14 protein-coding genes are annotated in these 15,394 nt (G+C 42.7%); 4 read left to right on the top strand and 10 right to left on the bottom strand.

The features are described from left to right. Positions 1 to 233 precede the first annotated feature (233 nt). Together fusA and K1M91_RS00425 are read left to right on the top strand one after the other, a co-directional pair. The gene (gene fusA / locus K1M91_RS00430; RefSeq protein ID WP_232799581.1) at positions 234 to 2,321 is read left to right on the top strand and encodes an elongation factor G; all 2,088 of its coding nucleotides are present in this window, start codon (positions 234 to 236) and stop codon (positions 2,319 to 2,321) included. Positions 2,322 to 2,390: 69 nt separating this feature from the next. Beyond that, entirely contained in the window at positions 2,391 to 2,921 is a 531-nt protein-coding gene (locus K1M91_RS00425) for a YgjP-like metallopeptidase domain-containing protein (RefSeq protein WP_232799580.1), read from the top strand. Positions 2,922 to 2,939: 18 nt separating this feature from the next. Here K1M91_RS00425 and K1M91_RS00420 read toward each other — a convergent pair whose 3' ends face one another. Continuing rightward, complete coding sequence (locus tag K1M91_RS00420) at positions 2,940 to 3,410, bottom strand: YcxB family protein (RefSeq protein WP_232799579.1); 471 nt, start codon at positions 3,408 to 3,410, stop codon at positions 2,940 to 2,942. Positions 3,411 to 3,505: 95 nt separating this feature from the next. Here K1M91_RS00420 and K1M91_RS00415 point away from each other — a divergent pair, with 95 nt between their 5' ends. After that, positions 3,506 to 4,402 carry a DUF808 domain-containing protein gene (locus K1M91_RS00415; RefSeq protein ID WP_232799578.1) on the top strand — a complete coding sequence of 299 codons (897 nt, stop codon included), beginning with the start codon at positions 3,506 to 3,508 and terminating at the stop codon, positions 4,400 to 4,402. A gap of 94 nt (positions 4,403 to 4,496) precedes the next feature. On the opposite strand, the gene K1M91_RS00410 is transcribed toward K1M91_RS00415, so the two are convergent. The 5 genes from K1M91_RS00410 to K1M91_RS00390 form a co-directional block, all read right to left on the bottom strand. After that, complete coding sequence (locus K1M91_RS00410; RefSeq protein ID WP_232799577.1) at positions 4,497 to 5,063, bottom strand: glutathione S-transferase family protein; 567 nt, start codon at positions 5,061 to 5,063, stop codon at positions 4,497 to 4,499. Positions 5,064 to 5,177: 114 nt separating this feature from the next. Continuing rightward, the gene (locus tag K1M91_RS00405) at positions 5,178 to 5,924 is read right to left on the bottom strand and encodes an amino acid ABC transporter ATP-binding protein (protein ID WP_345790246.1); all 747 of its coding nucleotides are present in this window, start codon (positions 5,922 to 5,924) and stop codon (positions 5,178 to 5,180) included. Between the two features lie 8 nt (positions 5,925 to 5,932). Next, positions 5,933 to 7,015 (bottom strand): amino acid ABC transporter permease, encoded by a 1,083-nt coding sequence (locus tag K1M91_RS00400; protein WP_232799576.1) that lies wholly within the window; start codon positions 7,013 to 7,015, stop codon positions 5,933 to 5,935. A gap of 1 nt (position 7,016) precedes the next feature. Beyond that, positions 7,017 to 8,204, bottom strand: coding sequence for an amino acid ABC transporter permease (locus tag K1M91_RS00395; protein ID WP_232799575.1), 1,188 nt, complete (start codon positions 8,202 to 8,204; stop codon positions 7,017 to 7,019). Positions 8,205 to 8,258: 54 nt separating this feature from the next. Then, positions 8,259 to 9,275, bottom strand: coding sequence for an amino acid ABC transporter substrate-binding protein (locus K1M91_RS00390; protein ID WP_232799574.1), 1,017 nt, complete (start codon positions 9,273 to 9,275; stop codon positions 8,259 to 8,261). Between the two features lie 560 nt (positions 9,276 to 9,835). On the opposite strand from K1M91_RS00390, the gene K1M91_RS00385 reads away from it, so the two are divergent. Beyond that, positions 9,836 to 11,521, top strand: coding sequence for an ABC transporter substrate-binding protein (locus K1M91_RS00385; RefSeq protein ID WP_232799573.1), 1,686 nt, complete (start codon positions 9,836 to 9,838; stop codon positions 11,519 to 11,521). A gap of 102 nt (positions 11,522 to 11,623) precedes the next feature. Here K1M91_RS00385 and K1M91_RS00380 read toward each other — a convergent pair whose 3' ends face one another. From K1M91_RS00380 to K1M91_RS00365, 4 genes are read right to left on the bottom strand one after another with little or no spacing between them, the layout of a single operon-like run. Beyond that, positions 11,624 to 12,568: an ATP-binding cassette domain-containing protein gene (locus K1M91_RS00380; RefSeq protein ID WP_232799572.1), complete on the bottom strand. Its 945-nt coding sequence runs from the start codon at positions 12,566 to 12,568 to the stop codon at positions 11,624 to 11,626. Then, positions 12,565 to 13,431, bottom strand: a complete 867-nt coding sequence (locus K1M91_RS00375) for an ABC transporter ATP-binding protein (protein ID WP_232799571.1) — start codon at positions 13,429 to 13,431, stop codon at positions 12,565 to 12,567. Before K1M91_RS00375 ends, K1M91_RS00380 begins: the two co-directional genes overlap by 4 nt. Next, complete coding sequence (locus tag K1M91_RS00370) at positions 13,421 to 14,365, bottom strand: ABC transporter permease (RefSeq protein ID WP_232799570.1); 945 nt, start codon at positions 14,363 to 14,365, stop codon at positions 13,421 to 13,423. Before K1M91_RS00370 ends, K1M91_RS00375 begins: the two co-directional genes overlap by 11 nt. 32 nt (positions 14,366 to 14,397) lie before the next feature. Then, on the bottom strand, positions 14,398 to 15,375 hold the full coding sequence (locus K1M91_RS00365; protein WP_232799569.1) for an ABC transporter permease: 978 nt from the start codon (positions 15,373 to 15,375) through the stop codon (positions 14,398 to 14,400). Positions 15,376 to 15,394 lie beyond the last annotated feature (19 nt).

Below are 15,394 nucleotides of genomic sequence, written 5' to 3'. Positions count from 1 at the left end.
TATTTACCAATAAAATTCATTGTTTAGGTATTTAACTGGGGATGTTTTGCTTGTTAATTAACCCTTTGCAGTGATACTTGCCGTGATAAAGGGAAAGAAAGGCGTGAAACTATAGTGAAATGAGGTAATTTTTAGATTAAAAATGAAGCTTTTTGGATAAGAGTATTTTCCTTGTGCTTAGTCGTGCTATACTCCGGCCGCATTTATTTAATATAAATTTATAGAGTGAACAAATGGCAGATCTATCAAAATACAGAAACATTGGTATTTTCGCGCACGTTGATGCGGGTAAAACCACTACAACAGAACGTATTCTTAAGCTTACTGGTAAAATCCACAAATCTGGTGAAACTCATGATGGCGAATCTACTACGGACTTCATGGAACAAGAAGCTGAGCGTGGTATTACTATCCAGTCTGCTGCGGTAACTTGTGAATGGAAAGGTCACCGCTTAAACGTTATCGATACTCCAGGACACGTTGACTTCACTGTTGAAGTATACCGTTCTCTAAAAGTTCTTGATGGTGGTATTGGTGTATTCTGTGGTAGCGGCGGTGTTGAGCCACAGTCTGAAACTAACTGGCGCTACGCGAACGAATCTGAAGTTGCACGTGTTATTTTCGTAAACAAGTTAGACCGTATGGGTGCTGACTTCTATCGCGTTGTTAAGCAAACTCAAGACGTATTAGCTGCTAACCCACTAGTAATGGTTCTTCCAATCGGTATCGAAGACGATTTTGTAGGTGTTGTTGACCTATTAACCCGCCAAGCGTACGTTTGGGATGACACAGGTCTACCTGAGAACTACTCAGTTCAAGACATTCCAGCAGACATGGTTGACAAGGTAGAAGAATACCGTGAGCAACTAGTTGAAACAGCTGTTGAGCAAGACGACGACCTAATGGAAGCTTACATGGAAGGTGAAGAGCCTTCTATCGAAGAGCTTAAGCGTTGTATCCGTAAAGGTACTCGTGATCTTGCTTTCTTCCCAACTTTCTGTGGTTCTGCGTTTAAGAACAAAGGTATGCAACTAGTACTTGATGCTGTTGTTGATTACCTACCGTCTCCAACAGAAGTTGATCCACAAGATCTGACTAATCCTGAAACAGGTGAGCCTACTGGTGAAGTAGCGACTGTTGATGCTGACCTACCGCTAAAAGCGCTAGCGTTCAAGATCATGGATGACCGTTTTGGTGCACTAACCTTTATCCGTATTTACTCTGGCCGCATGAAGAAGGGTGATACTATCCTTAACTCTGCAACAGGTAAAACTGAGCGTATCGGCCGTATGTGTGAAATGCAAGCGGACGACCGTAACGAAATCACTGAAGCGCAAGCGGGTGACATCATCGCGGTTGTGGGTATGAAGAACGTTCAAACTGGTCACACGCTATGTGATCCTAAGCACGAATGTACTCTTGAGCCAATGATCTTCCCTGAGCCAGTAATCTCGATTGCTGTTGCACCAAAAGACAAAGGTTCAACTGAGAAAATGGGTATCGCTATCGGTAAGATGGTTGCAGAAGATCCATCATTCCAAGTTGAAACTGACGAAGATTCAGGTGAAACCATCCTTAAAGGTATGGGTGAACTTCACTTAGATATCAAAGTTGACATCTTGAAGCGTACTTACGGCGTTGAGCTAAACGTAGGTCAACCACAAGTTGCTTACCGTGAAACAATTACTAAACCAGTTGAAGATAGCTACACGCACAAGAAGCAATCTGGTGGTTCTGGTCAGTTCGGTAAGATTGATTACCGCATCAAGCCAGGTGAGCCAGGCTCAGGTTTCGTGTTCAAATCTACAGTTGTAGGTGGTAACGTTCCTAAAGAATTCTGGCCTGCAGTACAAAAAGGCTTTGAAGTCATGATGGACGAAGGTGTTCTAGCTGGCTTCCCAGTACTAGACGTTGAAGTTGAGCTATTTGATGGTTCTTTCCACGCAGTTGACTCATCAGCTATCGCGTTTGAAATTGCTGCGAAAGGCGCTTTCCGTCAGTCTATCCCTAAAGCGGGTGCACAACTTCTTGAGCCTATCATGAAAGTTGACGTGTTCACTCCAGAAGACCACGTTGGTGACGTAATCGGTGACTTAAACCGTCGTCGCGGTATGATCAAAGACCAAGAAGCGGGCGTAACTGGTGTTCGCATCAAGGCTGACGTACCACTATCTGAAATGTTTGGTTACATCGGTCACCTACGTACAATGACTTCTGGTCGTGGTCAATTCTCTATGGAATTCGCTCACTACCTACCTTGTCCACAAAACGTGGCTGAAGTTGTTATCGCTGAAGTTAAAGAAAGAAACGCTAAGAAATAAGCTTTTCTAACTTAATCTTCACTAACCCCAGTTACTTGGTAACTGGGGTTATTTTTTGCCTAGAAAACCATGAATAAAACACTTAAATACCTTCAGCATTACCCCGCTCATATTGTTGAACCCGTGTCGCGTTTAATTGAACAAAATCGACTGGGCCAATACTTACTGAGCAAATACCCTACGCCACATATATATTCGTCTGAGAAAGCCCTGTATCAGTACGTGCAGGAGATTAAAAATCAATACATTCGTAAGTCGTCGCCGCTAAGTAAAATTATTTATGACAATAAGCTGCACTTAGTAAAGCATGCGTTAGGCACACACAGTTACGTGTCGCGGGTGCAGGGTGGGAAATTAAAGGCTAAGCAGGAAATTCGAATTGCTGGGCTGTTCAAACAAGCGCCAGAGCCGATGTTAAAAATGATAGTGGTGCATGAGTTAGCACATTTGAAAGAGAAAGAGCATAACAAGGCATTTTATCAGTTATGCCAGCATATGCAGCCAGATTACCATCAAGTTGAGCTCGATACCCGTTTGTATTTAACCGAGATCGAGCTTAATGGTGCCCTATACCGGCAGTTTAAAAAAGACTCTGAGTAGGCGAGGTTGAGGTGATTGTTAGTAACAGCGCTCTTTAATCAAGGCGATCATCTCATCGGTTAACACGGATTTTGAAATGTAGCTTTGGCCGCCATTATTTGCGACTAAAATGACTCCCCGCTCTGTATCTATGTGTTTTTTGATGTCCTGCCACAATAATGTTGTCTCAGTATAGGGGTTTTTACTGGAGAACCCTTGCTCATCTAACACAATGGTGACTTCGCTATTGGCGCTGCGGCTCCACATTTGTCTTGTTAACCACCAAGCGCGGCGATAAATAAAGCTAATGGTTTCAAGCACGCCTAAGCCTAGCAAGATACTTCCTGCAACGGTATGCTGATTGGTGAAAATAAGCAGGCAAAGGCCGCTTAACAATAGCGATACGATAAATACGTATCGAGGTTTAGCATGTTTGCTGAAGGGAAGTGACTCATCGAAGCACTCTTCAAGATACTGTTTTGAAAGTGTAAAGCTTGTTGTTAAAGGCATAATATACGTCCCAATAATGGAAAATGCAGTATATCATAGCCAGATAAAGCCGAAAGCAAGTCTGCATTGGCTTGATGTTTAATTAAGGAGTCGAAGTGGCAGGGGCAAGTTTATTAACCTTATTGGATGATATTGCAGCAGTGTTAGATGACGTTGCATTAATGACCAAGGTAGCAGCGAAGAAAACGGCGGGCGTATTAGGTGATGATTTAGCCCTTAACGCACAACAAGTATCGGGTGTTAATGCCGACAGAGAGTTGCCAGTGATCTGGGCGGTGGCGAAAGGCTCTTTGCGTAACAAACTGATCTTAGTGCCTGCCGCGCTCTTAATTAGTGTGATTGCGCCTTGGTTGATCACCCCGATGCTGTTAATTGGAGGCTTGTTCTTGTGTTTTGAAGGCTTTGAGAAAGTCTTTCATTCCAAGCCTAAAGCAGCAATTGAAGCAGAGGTTGAACCGGCTGTTGATATCGTGGCTTTTGAAGCAAAAAAGATAAAGGGCGCTATCCGCACTGACTTTATTCTCTCCGCCGAAATTATCGTTATTGCTTTGGGCACGGTACAGCATCAAGCCATGATGAATCAAGCTATGGTCGTCAGCTTGATTGCTTTTGTCATGACTGTTGGTGTATACGGGTTAGTTGCCGCAATCGTTAAAATGGATGATTTAGGCCTTTATTGGGCTGCAAAATACCCATCAGGGCGACTATTAAATCGGCTTGGCACCGCTTTAGTTAAGTTTGCCCCCTATTTAATGAGAGTGCTCGCATTTGTCGGCACCATTGCCATGTTTTTAGTCGGTGGTGGCATAGTTACACATAGCATCAGCGTGTTTCATCATCTAATAGACCCAGTATTGGGCGCGATTGTGAATGTGCCCGTTCTTCCATCTATTCTACCCATGATAATTAATGGCTTAGTTGGCGTGATTGCAGGTGCCATGGTTTACACCGTTGTGACTTTGGCAGTAAAAGTATTTCCGAGAAAAGTATAACCACGCTGGCAAAATGGCGGCGTTAGCCGCCAAACTATACCCAATCTAGAAATGCTTGACCTCAAGATGCACTTTCAAGTTGATAGGGTATCGATTAAGGATTTTCTGGCGGGGCTGTTGCAGTAAATAGGGGATCTGTGTTTGCTAGTGTTAATAATTCAGCTAGAGCCGGGTATGGGGCTAAATTAATCCGTTGGCGATATACTCCCCAATCTAAGAAGCATGCTAGGCGTAGCTGTCCATCTGATAGGGGCAATTTGTTTGTTACTACGGTTTGGTTGAGGCAGGCTAAGCCACTTTCAACACGTCCTTGTTGGCGCTGTAAATACTGACTGTCGTTAACTTGGATATTATCCTGCTTTTCCAAAAAGAAGATATTCACGGTTGCGTCCATTACCGTATTAACCATCGCAAAGCGCTCAAAATCCATCATGTCAGGAAAAAAAGTTTGGCCTGCTTTTTCTCTCAGGTACTTTAAGATCACCACCGAGTCCGTTAGGGTGAGATTGCCATCAATTAAAAAGGGGACTTTTTTGGTAGGTGAAAGCTCGGCGCTGGCCACCGCATCGGTTTCAATAAATTCACACTCAAGACCTGTTTGCGCTAACACAATGCGGCAGTGGCGTACATAAGGCGAGGTGAAGCTGCCATAAAGTTTCATAACCTTAATCCTAATTTGTGGAAATTTTTAGATTACTGCCTAAGGCAATGAAATGCCAGAGAGTTTGATTATTGGATTGGAAATGGCTGTGCATTGAACACAGCCAAAGTAGCGTTAGTGAGATAAAATTTGATCAAGAAACAGCTTTAAACGATCCGACTCGGGCTGTTCAAAGAAGGTATGAGGTTCGTTTTCTTCAATGATTTGTCCACCGTCCATAAAAATGACTCGGTCAGCAACCTTTTTAGCAAAACCCATCTCGTGGGTGACACAAATCATCGTAATCCCTTCATCGGCTAACTCTACCATCACATCTAATACTTCCGACACCATTTCAGGGTCTAATGCTGAGGTGGGCTCGTCAAACAACATTATTTCTGGGTTAAAGCATAAACAACGAGCCACTGCCACGCGCTGCTGCTGACCACCAGATAACTGATTGGGGTACTTATTCGCTTGATCCGAAATTTTCACTCGGTCTAAGTAATACATCGCGGTTTCTATGGCTTCCTTACGTGGCTTTTTATGTACCCAAGTTGGCGCAATGACCAGGTTTTCAAGTACGGATAAATGTGGGAACAAGTTGAAATGTTGGAACACCATACCCACTTTTGAGCGAATATGGCGGACAATTTTCACATCTTCAATTAGCTCTGTTTCACCAATAAAAATTTTACCTTGTTGAAACTTTTCTAAGTGGTTTAAGCAGCGAATAGTGGTGGATTTACCGGATCCCGAAGGGCCACAGATAACGACCTTCTCGCCTTTTTTAACATTAAGGTTAACATCTTTGAGTACGTGAAAATCACCGTACCACTTGTTAACATTTTCCATTCTGATCATAAATTCATTTGTCGACATGGCGTTACCTATTTAAGTTCTGTATTAAAGCGTCTTTCGACAGATTTAGAATATTGAGACATTGAGAAGCAGAATACCCAGTAGATGAAGGTGACAAAGACATAACCTTCAACTTCATAACCGAGCCAATTAGAGTCACTATTGGTTAGGGTCACCATGGCTAATATGTCGAATAAGCCAATGATCAGCACTAGGGTCGTATCTTTAAATAAAGAGATGAATGAGCCCACTAAATTTGGGATCGAGATTTTTAATGCTTGCGGCAAAATGATTAAAATCATTCCTTGCCAGTAGCTCAAACCCAATGACTCACTGGCTTCATACTGCCCCTTAGGAATAGCTTGTAAGCCTCCACGCACCACTTCGGCAATATAGGCTGCTTGGAATAAGGTAATACCAATCAACGCCCTGAGTAGTTTGTCAAAATCAATACCGTCATGAAAAAACAAAGGTAAAACCACAGAAGCCATAAATAATATGGTGATCAGTGGAACGCCCCGGACAAACTCAATAAAACCCACACACAGTGTTTTAACGATAGGCATATCTGATTGGCGGCCAAGGGCAAGTAAAATACCAATTGGGAATGACGCGATTATCCCAACTGCCGCAACAATCACCGTTAGCATTAAGCCACCCCATTTGTTGGTCTCAACGGTTTCTAGGCCAAATAAGCCGCCATGAATAAACACTATGGATACAAACGGGTAGAGTAAGATAATAATAATTTTTAATTTTATATTTTTCAAAAGCTTAACACTGGCAATAAATGCCACTGTTAGCGCAGCAACAAATAGTGGTCGCCAATGTAGTGCTTCTGGATAAAAGCCGTAAATGAATTGGTCAAATTTTTCAATGATGAAAATCCAACGTGCGCCATCATTCACTATATCTTCTTGGCTGCCAGACCAAGTCGCACTGAAAAATAGCCAGTCTAATGCCGGAGGAACGGTGAGGTAGAGGAAGTAAATACAAAATACTGATAATAATGAATTTTTAATATCAGAAAACAAGTTTTTTCTGAGCCAAAAAATAATGCCTCGGTTATTAATCGGCGCGGGCTTCGCCTCTTTAATATCATAAATAGCCATGTTATCGCCCCTTAATTTCCATTTTTGCATTTACCCAGTTCAGCAATAGCGAAATGACGATGCTAAAAAGGAGATATACCGCCATGGTCATTAAGATGATCTCAATCGCTTGGCCCACTTGGTTTAAGGTGGTTCCCGAAAATAGGGTCACAATTTCTGGGTAGCCAATGGCGGTGGCAAGTGAAGAGTTTTTTACCAAATTTAAATATTGGTTGATTACGGGCGGAATGATCACCCGAAGTGCTTGCGGTAAAATGACCTTTCTCAAAATGACATGTTCTTTCAAGCCAAGAGAATTGGCGGCTTCTTTTTGCCCTTTCGGAACCGACTCGATGCCCGCTCTAACGGCTTCGGCAATGTAGGTCGCAGTGTAAATACTCAAGGCAAAAGCCAGCGCCAGTAACTCAGGAATAATGACCCAACCACCTTTAAAGTTGAATCCTTTTAATTCGGGGACTTCACTTGAAATAGGCTGGCCAGCAATGAAATACACTAACACTGGAGCCAAAATAATAATTGCACCGCCAACGCTAAAAATAGGAAACTCTTCACCTGTGTCATCATGGCGCTTAATGGCCCACCTTGCTAGGAAGTAGACGCCGATACAGGCAATGATGAAGGCTGCTAATATATATCCGCTGTTATCTTCCAAAATAGGTTTTGGCATAAGAAAACCGCGGTTATTTAAAAAGTACTCGCCGAAGTAAGATAAACTTTGTCGTGGGCTTGGCAGTGCCGCCAGTACAACGTTATACCAAAATAGTATTTGTAATAAGATGGGTATGTTACGGAAGGTTTCTACATAAACCATCGATAACTTAGCAATCAAAAAATTACTTGATAAGCGGCCTATCCCGATCAGCAAACCGAGAATGGTTGTAAAAAATATGGCGATGCCAGAGACAAGTAAGGTATTTAATATACCGACGAGAAAAACGCGTGAGTAGGTAGATGAGCCATCATCATATTCAACTAAGGTTTGACTAATACCGAAGCCAGCTACTTGGTCTAAAAATGAAAAGCCGGTCTCGATGCCACGCGCTTCAATGTTGGCAAACATGTTATTAGCAAAGTAATAAGCTAAAAAAACCACTAATCCAAGCGCAAAAACTTGGAAAATGATTGCACGGTTTTTTGGGTTGTTAAAAAAACTCACTGAGTTTGTGGGGGCACTTGGGGGATTACTCATATCCATTCCCTATCTAAGGGGGGCAAGCCCCCCGATACTTCTTATTGCGGTGGGTTATCTAATTGGCATTGGGTACATTAAGCCACCTTGATTCCACAGTTTATTTAAACCACGGTCAATGTTTAGCGGCGAGTCTTTGCCGACATTGCGATCAAACATTTCACCATAATTGCCCACTTGTTTAATCATGGTATAAGCCCATTTAGCATCAAGGCCTAAGCTTGCTCCTGCGTCACCAGAGGTACCCAGTAAACGCTTAACACTTGGGTTATCTGATTTCATTTGTGCATCAACATTCGCGGTTGTAATACCTAGCTCTTCGGCTTCTAACGCGGCAAATAGAGTCCAACGCACAATATTAAACCAATCATCATCCCCTTGACGAACGACTGGCCCTAGGGGCTCTTTAGAAATAATCTCTGGCAGTACCATCACTGAGTTTGGATCGTCCATTTTTAGTCTTAAACCATAAAGCTGGGAAGCGTCTGAGGTGACGGCATCGCAACGGCCTTTCTTAAAGCCGTCAATGGTTTGGCCTGAGGTGTCATAAGTGACCGCTTTGTATTCCATTTTTTGAGATTTGAAATAATCCGTTAAGTTCAATTCAGTGGTCGTGCCCGCTTGTATACAGAAGGTTGCGCCATCAAGCTCTTTGGCTGACGAAATACCCAGTTTTTTGTTGATCAGAAAGCCTTGGCCGTCATAGTAGTTGACCCCAGCGAAATTAAGGCCAAGGGAGGTATCACGACTTGATGTCCAAGTTGATGAGCGGACTAACACATCAATTTCACCGCTTTGTAATGCAGTAAATCGTTCTTTGGCAGTTAGGGGGATGTATTTAACTTTATCCGCATTGCCTAACACTGCACTTGCAATGGCTTTACAAAAATCAACGTCAATGCCTTCCCACACCCCTTTAGAGTTGGTGGCAGAGAAACCGGGGATACCAGTAGACACGCCGCAGTTTAGCTCGCCTTTCTTGATCACGTTCTCTAACGTGCCAGCAGACGAAACCATTGGGATAAATGCCAATGCGGCAGTGAGTGATAGGGCAATTTTGGTTCTATTCATTATCTATTCCTTTCAAGTCGGGGTATTGTTATCAATAACGCCATGGAACTTAAAATACAGGCTGTTACGCACATTATTATATTTAACAAATTAGCAACAATTTTAAAACATGAACATTAGTCGTAGAAATCCATTATTGTGTGATAAATGAACGACTTTTGACTGTTATTTCAGTGTTTAGCTTAGTTCTTGTATAAGAAATAGGCCAATTTAAGCGGCTAAAAAACTGTGTGTTTTATACTACTAAGAAGGTAAAAGTAGCATCGAGGGACGGTGGCAGTTATTGCTGATAGGTGAAATGAATAGATAGAAACGTTCAATAAATCAATGGCTAATGTTGGGGAATTAGGTTTTTTTACTGATAACACTTTGTTAACAAATGTTGCCGAGCATCGGCAGAACGCTTTTTTGTGAGCTCTACCTGAAAGTTATTGATTTACATTTACTTTTCTGTAGATAAAATGAATAAGATAAAAATGTCATTTAAACAGCAAATGTGATTGCTGTCACTAACTTAAGATGGCTGATTAGTTTATTACTCGTGTTTACAAGGACAATTAATGCTTAAAATTGCATCTCGTATAGGGTGTGCGCTAGGGTTTGGGCTTGCGATGGCAATGACCCCAACCATTGCAGCCGCTAAAAATGTTTCTCTGACTATCGTTTCTGAATTTAGACAAAGCTGGGAGCGTAATTTTAACCCCTTCAACTCAGCTCATCGCTTGCCCACGACGATGCAGTTTATTTACGAACCTTTGATTGTTTTTAATGAACTTCAAGGTGGGAAACCTGTTTATCGCCTTGCCATCGACCATCGTTTTTCTAGCGATCTGAAAACCCTGACATTTGACTTAAGAAAAGACGTGAAATGGTCGGACGGCACTGCCTTTACTGCGGACGATGTTGTCTACTCTTTGCGCTTAGCCGCTAGAGGAGGGGCTCTTGACGTAAGAGGCTTGGCCGATGATATCGATAGCATAGTTAAAGAAAACGCTTACACTGTGAGTATTCAGCTCAATAAAGTCGATACGGGGATCGCAACACGTATTGTAAGGGCACCAATCGTACCTAAGCACATTTTTTCTATGGTTAAGGATATTCCTAACTTCACTAACCCTAATCCCGTAGGCACAGGTCCATTTACTCAGGTACCGATGTTTTCATGGCAAGTTTATATTCAATGCCGTAACCCACATTACTATCAGAATGAAAAGTTGAAAATTGATTGCTTACAAAGTCCAATCATCACTAGCAACGAAGAGCTGTTAGCCGCAGCTATTAAAGGGCGCTTAGACTGGACATCTTCCTTTATCCCTAATATTGAAGAAGTATTACTTAGTAAAAATTCAAGTACTCGTTATTGGTTCCCCGCGGCTGGCTCTGCATCATTTGTGATGAATTTCAAATCACCTAATGAGAATAACCGAAAAGCGTTCAATAATTTGAGTTTCCGCCGTGCGTTTTCAATGGCGATGGATAGAAAACGTATGGTGGAAGAAGCTGGCTCGGGTTATTGGGTTGAGAATAATTATCCAAGTGGTCTTGGCGATCAATTTAAAAGCTGGTCAGATCCCTTAGTCAGGCAGAAGTATGGCAAGTTCAATACCTACAACAAAGCTTATGCCGCTAAATTATTACGGGATGTCGGCTTTAAAGACATCGATAACGATGGTTGGTTAGATAACCCAGATGGTAGCCAATTTAGTTTTGAGATTTTGGTACCTAATGGCTGGTCAGATCATATTAAAACCGTTGAAATTGCCATAGAAGGTTTAAAGGCGTTAGGTATTAACGCCATGATCGCCACACCAGAGTTTGGTCAGTTAGTTGACCAAGTCAAATCAGGTAATTATGACGCGCAATTTACTAACTATTTTGCCGGTGCGACACCTCATTTGTATTATCATTCAGGCTTCCATTCTTCACAATTTGATAAAAACCGCTTTGCTGGTCACCACTATGCCGACGCAATGCTAGATAAACTGATTGATGGTTTTAACCGTACCAATGATGAAGAAGTTCGCTTAAACATTATGCATCGAATTGAAGAGCGTATTGGCTCACAGCAAATTACTGTCCCAGTGATTAGTTCAAATTTTAACTATCAATATGACGATGTGAATTTCAAAGGCTGGTTTAACGAAGAGAACCCAGGTGGTATTCCGGTTATCCACCCTGATATACCTGAGCGTTTATTACATGTCTTATCACTTGAGCCTGTGATTAGCGATACTGTGATGAATTAACAGTTCAAGACTGACAAAAAAACCGATACAGCTTGGCTGTATCGGTTTTTTTTTGAGTTTAATTAACCTCAGTTTCGCTTATCCAAAACTCGGGTTAATTAGTTAATCGTGTTGCGCGTAAAAATGCTGACTGTTGTATTCAACTGTCTCTACAATTGGCGCCATACTCTTTTCCCTAATAGTATTGGCTTGTTCAAGTAATTCACTGCCTTCGATAGCCGCTTCAGTAAAACTAATGTGTGGGTTGGGCACCGCAGAAAGCAACAACTGTGTGTAGGGGTGTTGTGGATTGTCAATAACACTGCTCGTATTGCCCCATTCGACAATCTGTCCTTGATACATAATTGCGATGTCTTCGGCAAAGTACCTTGCTGTTGCTATGTCGTGCGTGATGTATAGAAACGTCATGTCTTGCTCATTTTTCATCTTATTCAAGAGCTTTAAGATATCCAAACGGATGGACACATCGAGCATACTGGTTGGTTCATCGGCTAAAATAATTTCAGCGCCAATTGCAACGGTACGGGCAATAGAAACACGCTGGCGTTGCCCGCCTGATAGTTGATGAGGATATTTACTGGCGGTTGCTTCGGGATCTAGTTCAACCAAACGCAGTAAATCATTAACTTTTTCAATTGCTTGAATTTTAGTCTTCACGTGGCCATGGGTAAATAAAGGGCGCGCTAGGTGGTGATAAATAGTATGGGCAGGGTTAAGTGAGCCATAAGGGTCTTGAAAGATCATTTGGATGTTCTTTCGGTACTGGGCTAGCTCTCGATGAGTATTAAATTCATTAATATCTTGGCCTCGGTACAACACCTCGCCGCTGTTATGAAGGTGCATGCGAGTCAGTAGCCGTGCCACAGTACTTTTACCAGATCCACTTTCACCTACCAATGCTAGTGCTCGGCCTTTTTTCAGTTCAAAGCTAACATTACGTAGCGCGTGAACCTGCCTTTTATGCAAGCCTTTTCCCGTGTTAAAGGTTTTAGTCATGTTCTTAACTGTGACTAAAATATCACTTGATGGTGGGTTTAATAAGGTCATGCGAATACCTCCCTAGTGTTTGTTGCGCGTTGCTCGGCGATGTTTTGCTCAAAAGCGGCAGGAATAGATTGCCAAAGTTTTTGTGTGTAAGGATGCTGTGGTCGGTGCAAAATATCCTTGGCCTTGCCAACTTCAACCAGTTCTCCCTTTAACATGACGCCGATGCGATCGCACAGTTGCGTCATTAAGCTAAGATCGTGAGTAATAAACAATACTGAAAAGCCAAACTCTTTTCTCAACGCATGAATTTGTAACAGGATCTCGCGTTGGACAACAACATCAAGGGCAGTGGTGGGCTCATCCATGATCAATAAATCAGGATTAAGGGCGAGCCCAATTGCGATCACTATTCGCTGTCGCATGCCGCCAGAAAATTGATGGGGATAGTCCTTCAAACGGTTCGGGTTGATCCCAACCAGCTCCAACAATTGTCCCGCCCGCTTTGCCGACTCAGTCTCGTCATAGCCTTTATGGCGATAGAACATGTCACGAAATTGTTCTTCGATGGTTAATACTGGATTCAAGCTGTTCATGGCACTTTGAAATACCATGCTGACTTTTGACCAGCGTGTTTTGGCAATGGTTTTTTTATCCATGGTTAAGGTGTTATCGCCATTGAGTAATATCTCTCCACCTGAGATATATGCGGGTGGGCGCAGTAACTGACTAATGGCGAAGGCGATGGTACTTTTGCCACAACCACTTTCACCGGCTAAACCAAAGATTTCACCCTTATTAATGTTAAAGCTAACATTGTCCACCGCCCGGAATTCACTCTCATCCAATAAGTAGTCAACACATAAGTTTTTAATTACTAGTGTCGGCTGTTCAGTTGCTTGAGATAGGCTTTGACTAGTTGTCATAAATCACCCCATTAGTAGATTGCTTAGCATTGTTAGGTGTATTTAAGCTGGCTGCTTTTAGTTGCTTGACGCGTTTATTAAAACGCTTTATGCCACTAAAGGTTCGTAACCTTGGGTTAGCAATTTCATCTATACCAAAGTTGAGTAGCGCTAAGCCCATACCAAGTATGGCAATTGCGACACATGGTACTAATACTTCCCACCACGCACCGACAGTCATCGCTGACGCGTTTTGCGCATTAAACAACATGGTGCCCCAACTTACCGCGAGGGGATCGCCTAAGCCTAAGAACTCTAAAGTGGCTTCTGTGATGATGGTGTAAATAATTGAACCTAAGAAATTTAAGCCAATGATTGAGCTTAAATTTGGTAAAATCTCGACAAAAATAATACGCCATGAAGGTTCACAAGCTAACTCACTGGCTTGAATAAACTCTTTATTGCGCAAGGTTAAGGTTTGCGAACGGGTGACCCTTGCTCCCCAGGCCCAACTGGTAAAACCAATAATAATCGCGATGGTCATGGGACTGGCTTCGCCAATAAAGGCTGCCAACACCAGTAACAGGGGCAGCTGCGGCACCACTAAGGCGACATTGGTCAATAAACTCACTACTTCATCATACTTGCCGCCAAAGTAGCCGGCAGAGACGCCTAGAGCAGTACCAATAATCACAATAATCAAGCCGGCACCAAAACCAACGGCGAGGGATGTTGCAGTTCCATGAATGAATAAATGGTAGACATCACGACCCATTCGAGTCGTGCCCATGACATTCTCAGCATTAGGCGCTTGATGCGGTCGAGCGACGCGCTTGTTGGGTTCATGGGAAGTGAGTAAAGGGGCTGATAAAGCAATCAGCAAATATGTGATCACAATGAATAAGCCGAAGCTGACTTTTTTATTGCGTCCAAGCATCTTTAAAAATCCAGACATAATCGTTCCTTTCTATTTAGACGTTTCGCTGATTAATCACGGCGCAATCTTGGGTCAAGATAAACATAAGCCATGTCGGCGACAAAATTCGCTGATAGCATCGCCAGTGTCATGATTAATAACTGGCCTTGGATCACGGGATAATCACGGGAGACGATAGCTTCAAACAAGGTATTGCCTAAGCCAGGATAGTTAAACACCACTTCAGTAATGAGTGAGCCCCCCAGTACGACGCCCACTGTCATCGCAAAGGCGGTAATAGAAGGTAAAAGTGCATTACGAGCGCCGTAGTTAAACATCACGCGGGTTTCGCTCAAACCTTTGGCTCGGCCCATTACGATGTAATCTTCACCCAATAAGTTAATTAAGTTATTGCGAATAGTGAGTAAGTAGCCACCGATTTGCACAATAACCAATGAAATGATCGGCATGGTTGCATGGCTAATAACACTGGAAATGTATTCCCAACTAAAAGCGGGGTCGAGCTCAATATCATAGGCATAGGAATAGGGTAGCCAGTTGAGGGCGACACCAAACACAAACATGAACAGTAACGCTAAGACCACTGCTGGAATAGACTGTAGCACTAAGGACAGTGGTGAAAGGATACTGTCGAGCCAACCGCCTCGATTCCATGCTGCAATGATGCCTGATATGGATCCGATGAAAAAACTAATCAGGGTAGATGTGCCAACTAAAAATAGGGTCCACACCATGGAGCGTCCCAGCACTTCATTAACGGTTTGTGGAAAGTATTTAACTGAACTACCCAAGTCCCATGTCACGACACTTTTTAAGTAAATAAAATATTGCTCATAAAGGGGACCATCGACAAAACCGAAGGTTTCTTTTAGTGCCGCAATGCTTTCTACGGGGAGTGGATTTCCTTGTGATGAAAACATCACTGTTATGGGATCACCTGGCATTAGCCGAGGCAAAAAGAAGTTAAAAGTCGCCGCAAAGAAAAATGCAATGAGGTAAAACCCCAGACGACGTAATACAAAGTCCATATCAGACTCCTTAATATGG

The sequence above is a fragment of the Motilimonas sp. E26 genome (genome assembly GCF_021278025.1).
Lineage (GTDB): Bacteria > Pseudomonadota > Gammaproteobacteria > Enterobacterales > CBDFNC01 > Motilimonas.
This window is presented reverse-complemented; position numbering and strand designations above follow the sequence as displayed.

Coding starts and splice junctions, on each gene's coding strand:
- K1M91_RS00380 (WP_232799572.1), bottom strand. CDS start 12,568: ATGACCTTATTAAACCCACCATCAAGTGATATTTTAGTCACAGTTAAG.
- K1M91_RS00385 (WP_232799573.1), top strand. CDS start 9,836: ATGCTTAAAATTGCATCTCGTATAGGGTGTGCGCTAGGGTTTGGGCTT.
- K1M91_RS00365 (WP_232799569.1), bottom strand. CDS start 15,375: ATGGACTTTGTATTACGTCGTCTGGGGTTTTACCTCATTGCATTTTTC.
- fusA (WP_232799581.1), top strand. CDS start 234: ATGGCAGATCTATCAAAATACAGAAACATTGGTATTTTCGCGCACGTT.
- K1M91_RS00395 (WP_232799575.1), bottom strand. CDS start 8,204: ATGAGTAATCCCCCAAGTGCCCCCACAAACTCAGTGAGTTTTTTTAAC.
- K1M91_RS00370 (WP_232799570.1), bottom strand. CDS start 14,365: ATGTCTGGATTTTTAAAGATGCTTGGACGCAATAAAAAAGTCAGCTTC.
- K1M91_RS00420 (WP_232799579.1), bottom strand. CDS start 3,410: ATGCCTTTAACAACAAGCTTTACACTTTCAAAACAGTATCTTGAAGAG.
- K1M91_RS00375 (WP_232799571.1), bottom strand. CDS start 13,431: ATGACAACTAGTCAAAGCCTATCTCAAGCAACTGAACAGCCGACACTA.
- K1M91_RS00410 (WP_232799577.1), bottom strand. CDS start 5,063: ATGAAACTTTATGGCAGCTTCACCTCGCCTTATGTACGCCACTGCCGC.
- K1M91_RS00400 (WP_232799576.1), bottom strand. CDS start 7,015: ATGGCTATTTATGATATTAAAGAGGCGAAGCCCGCGCCGATTAATAAC.
- K1M91_RS00425 (WP_232799580.1), top strand. CDS start 2,391: ATGAATAAAACACTTAAATACCTTCAGCATTACCCCGCTCATATTGTT.
- K1M91_RS00405 (WP_345790246.1), bottom strand. CDS start 5,924: ATGTCGACAAATGAATTTATGATCAGAATGGAAAATGTTAACAAGTGG.
- K1M91_RS00390 (WP_232799574.1), bottom strand. CDS start 9,275: ATGAATAGAACCAAAATTGCCCTATCACTCACTGCCGCATTGGCATTT.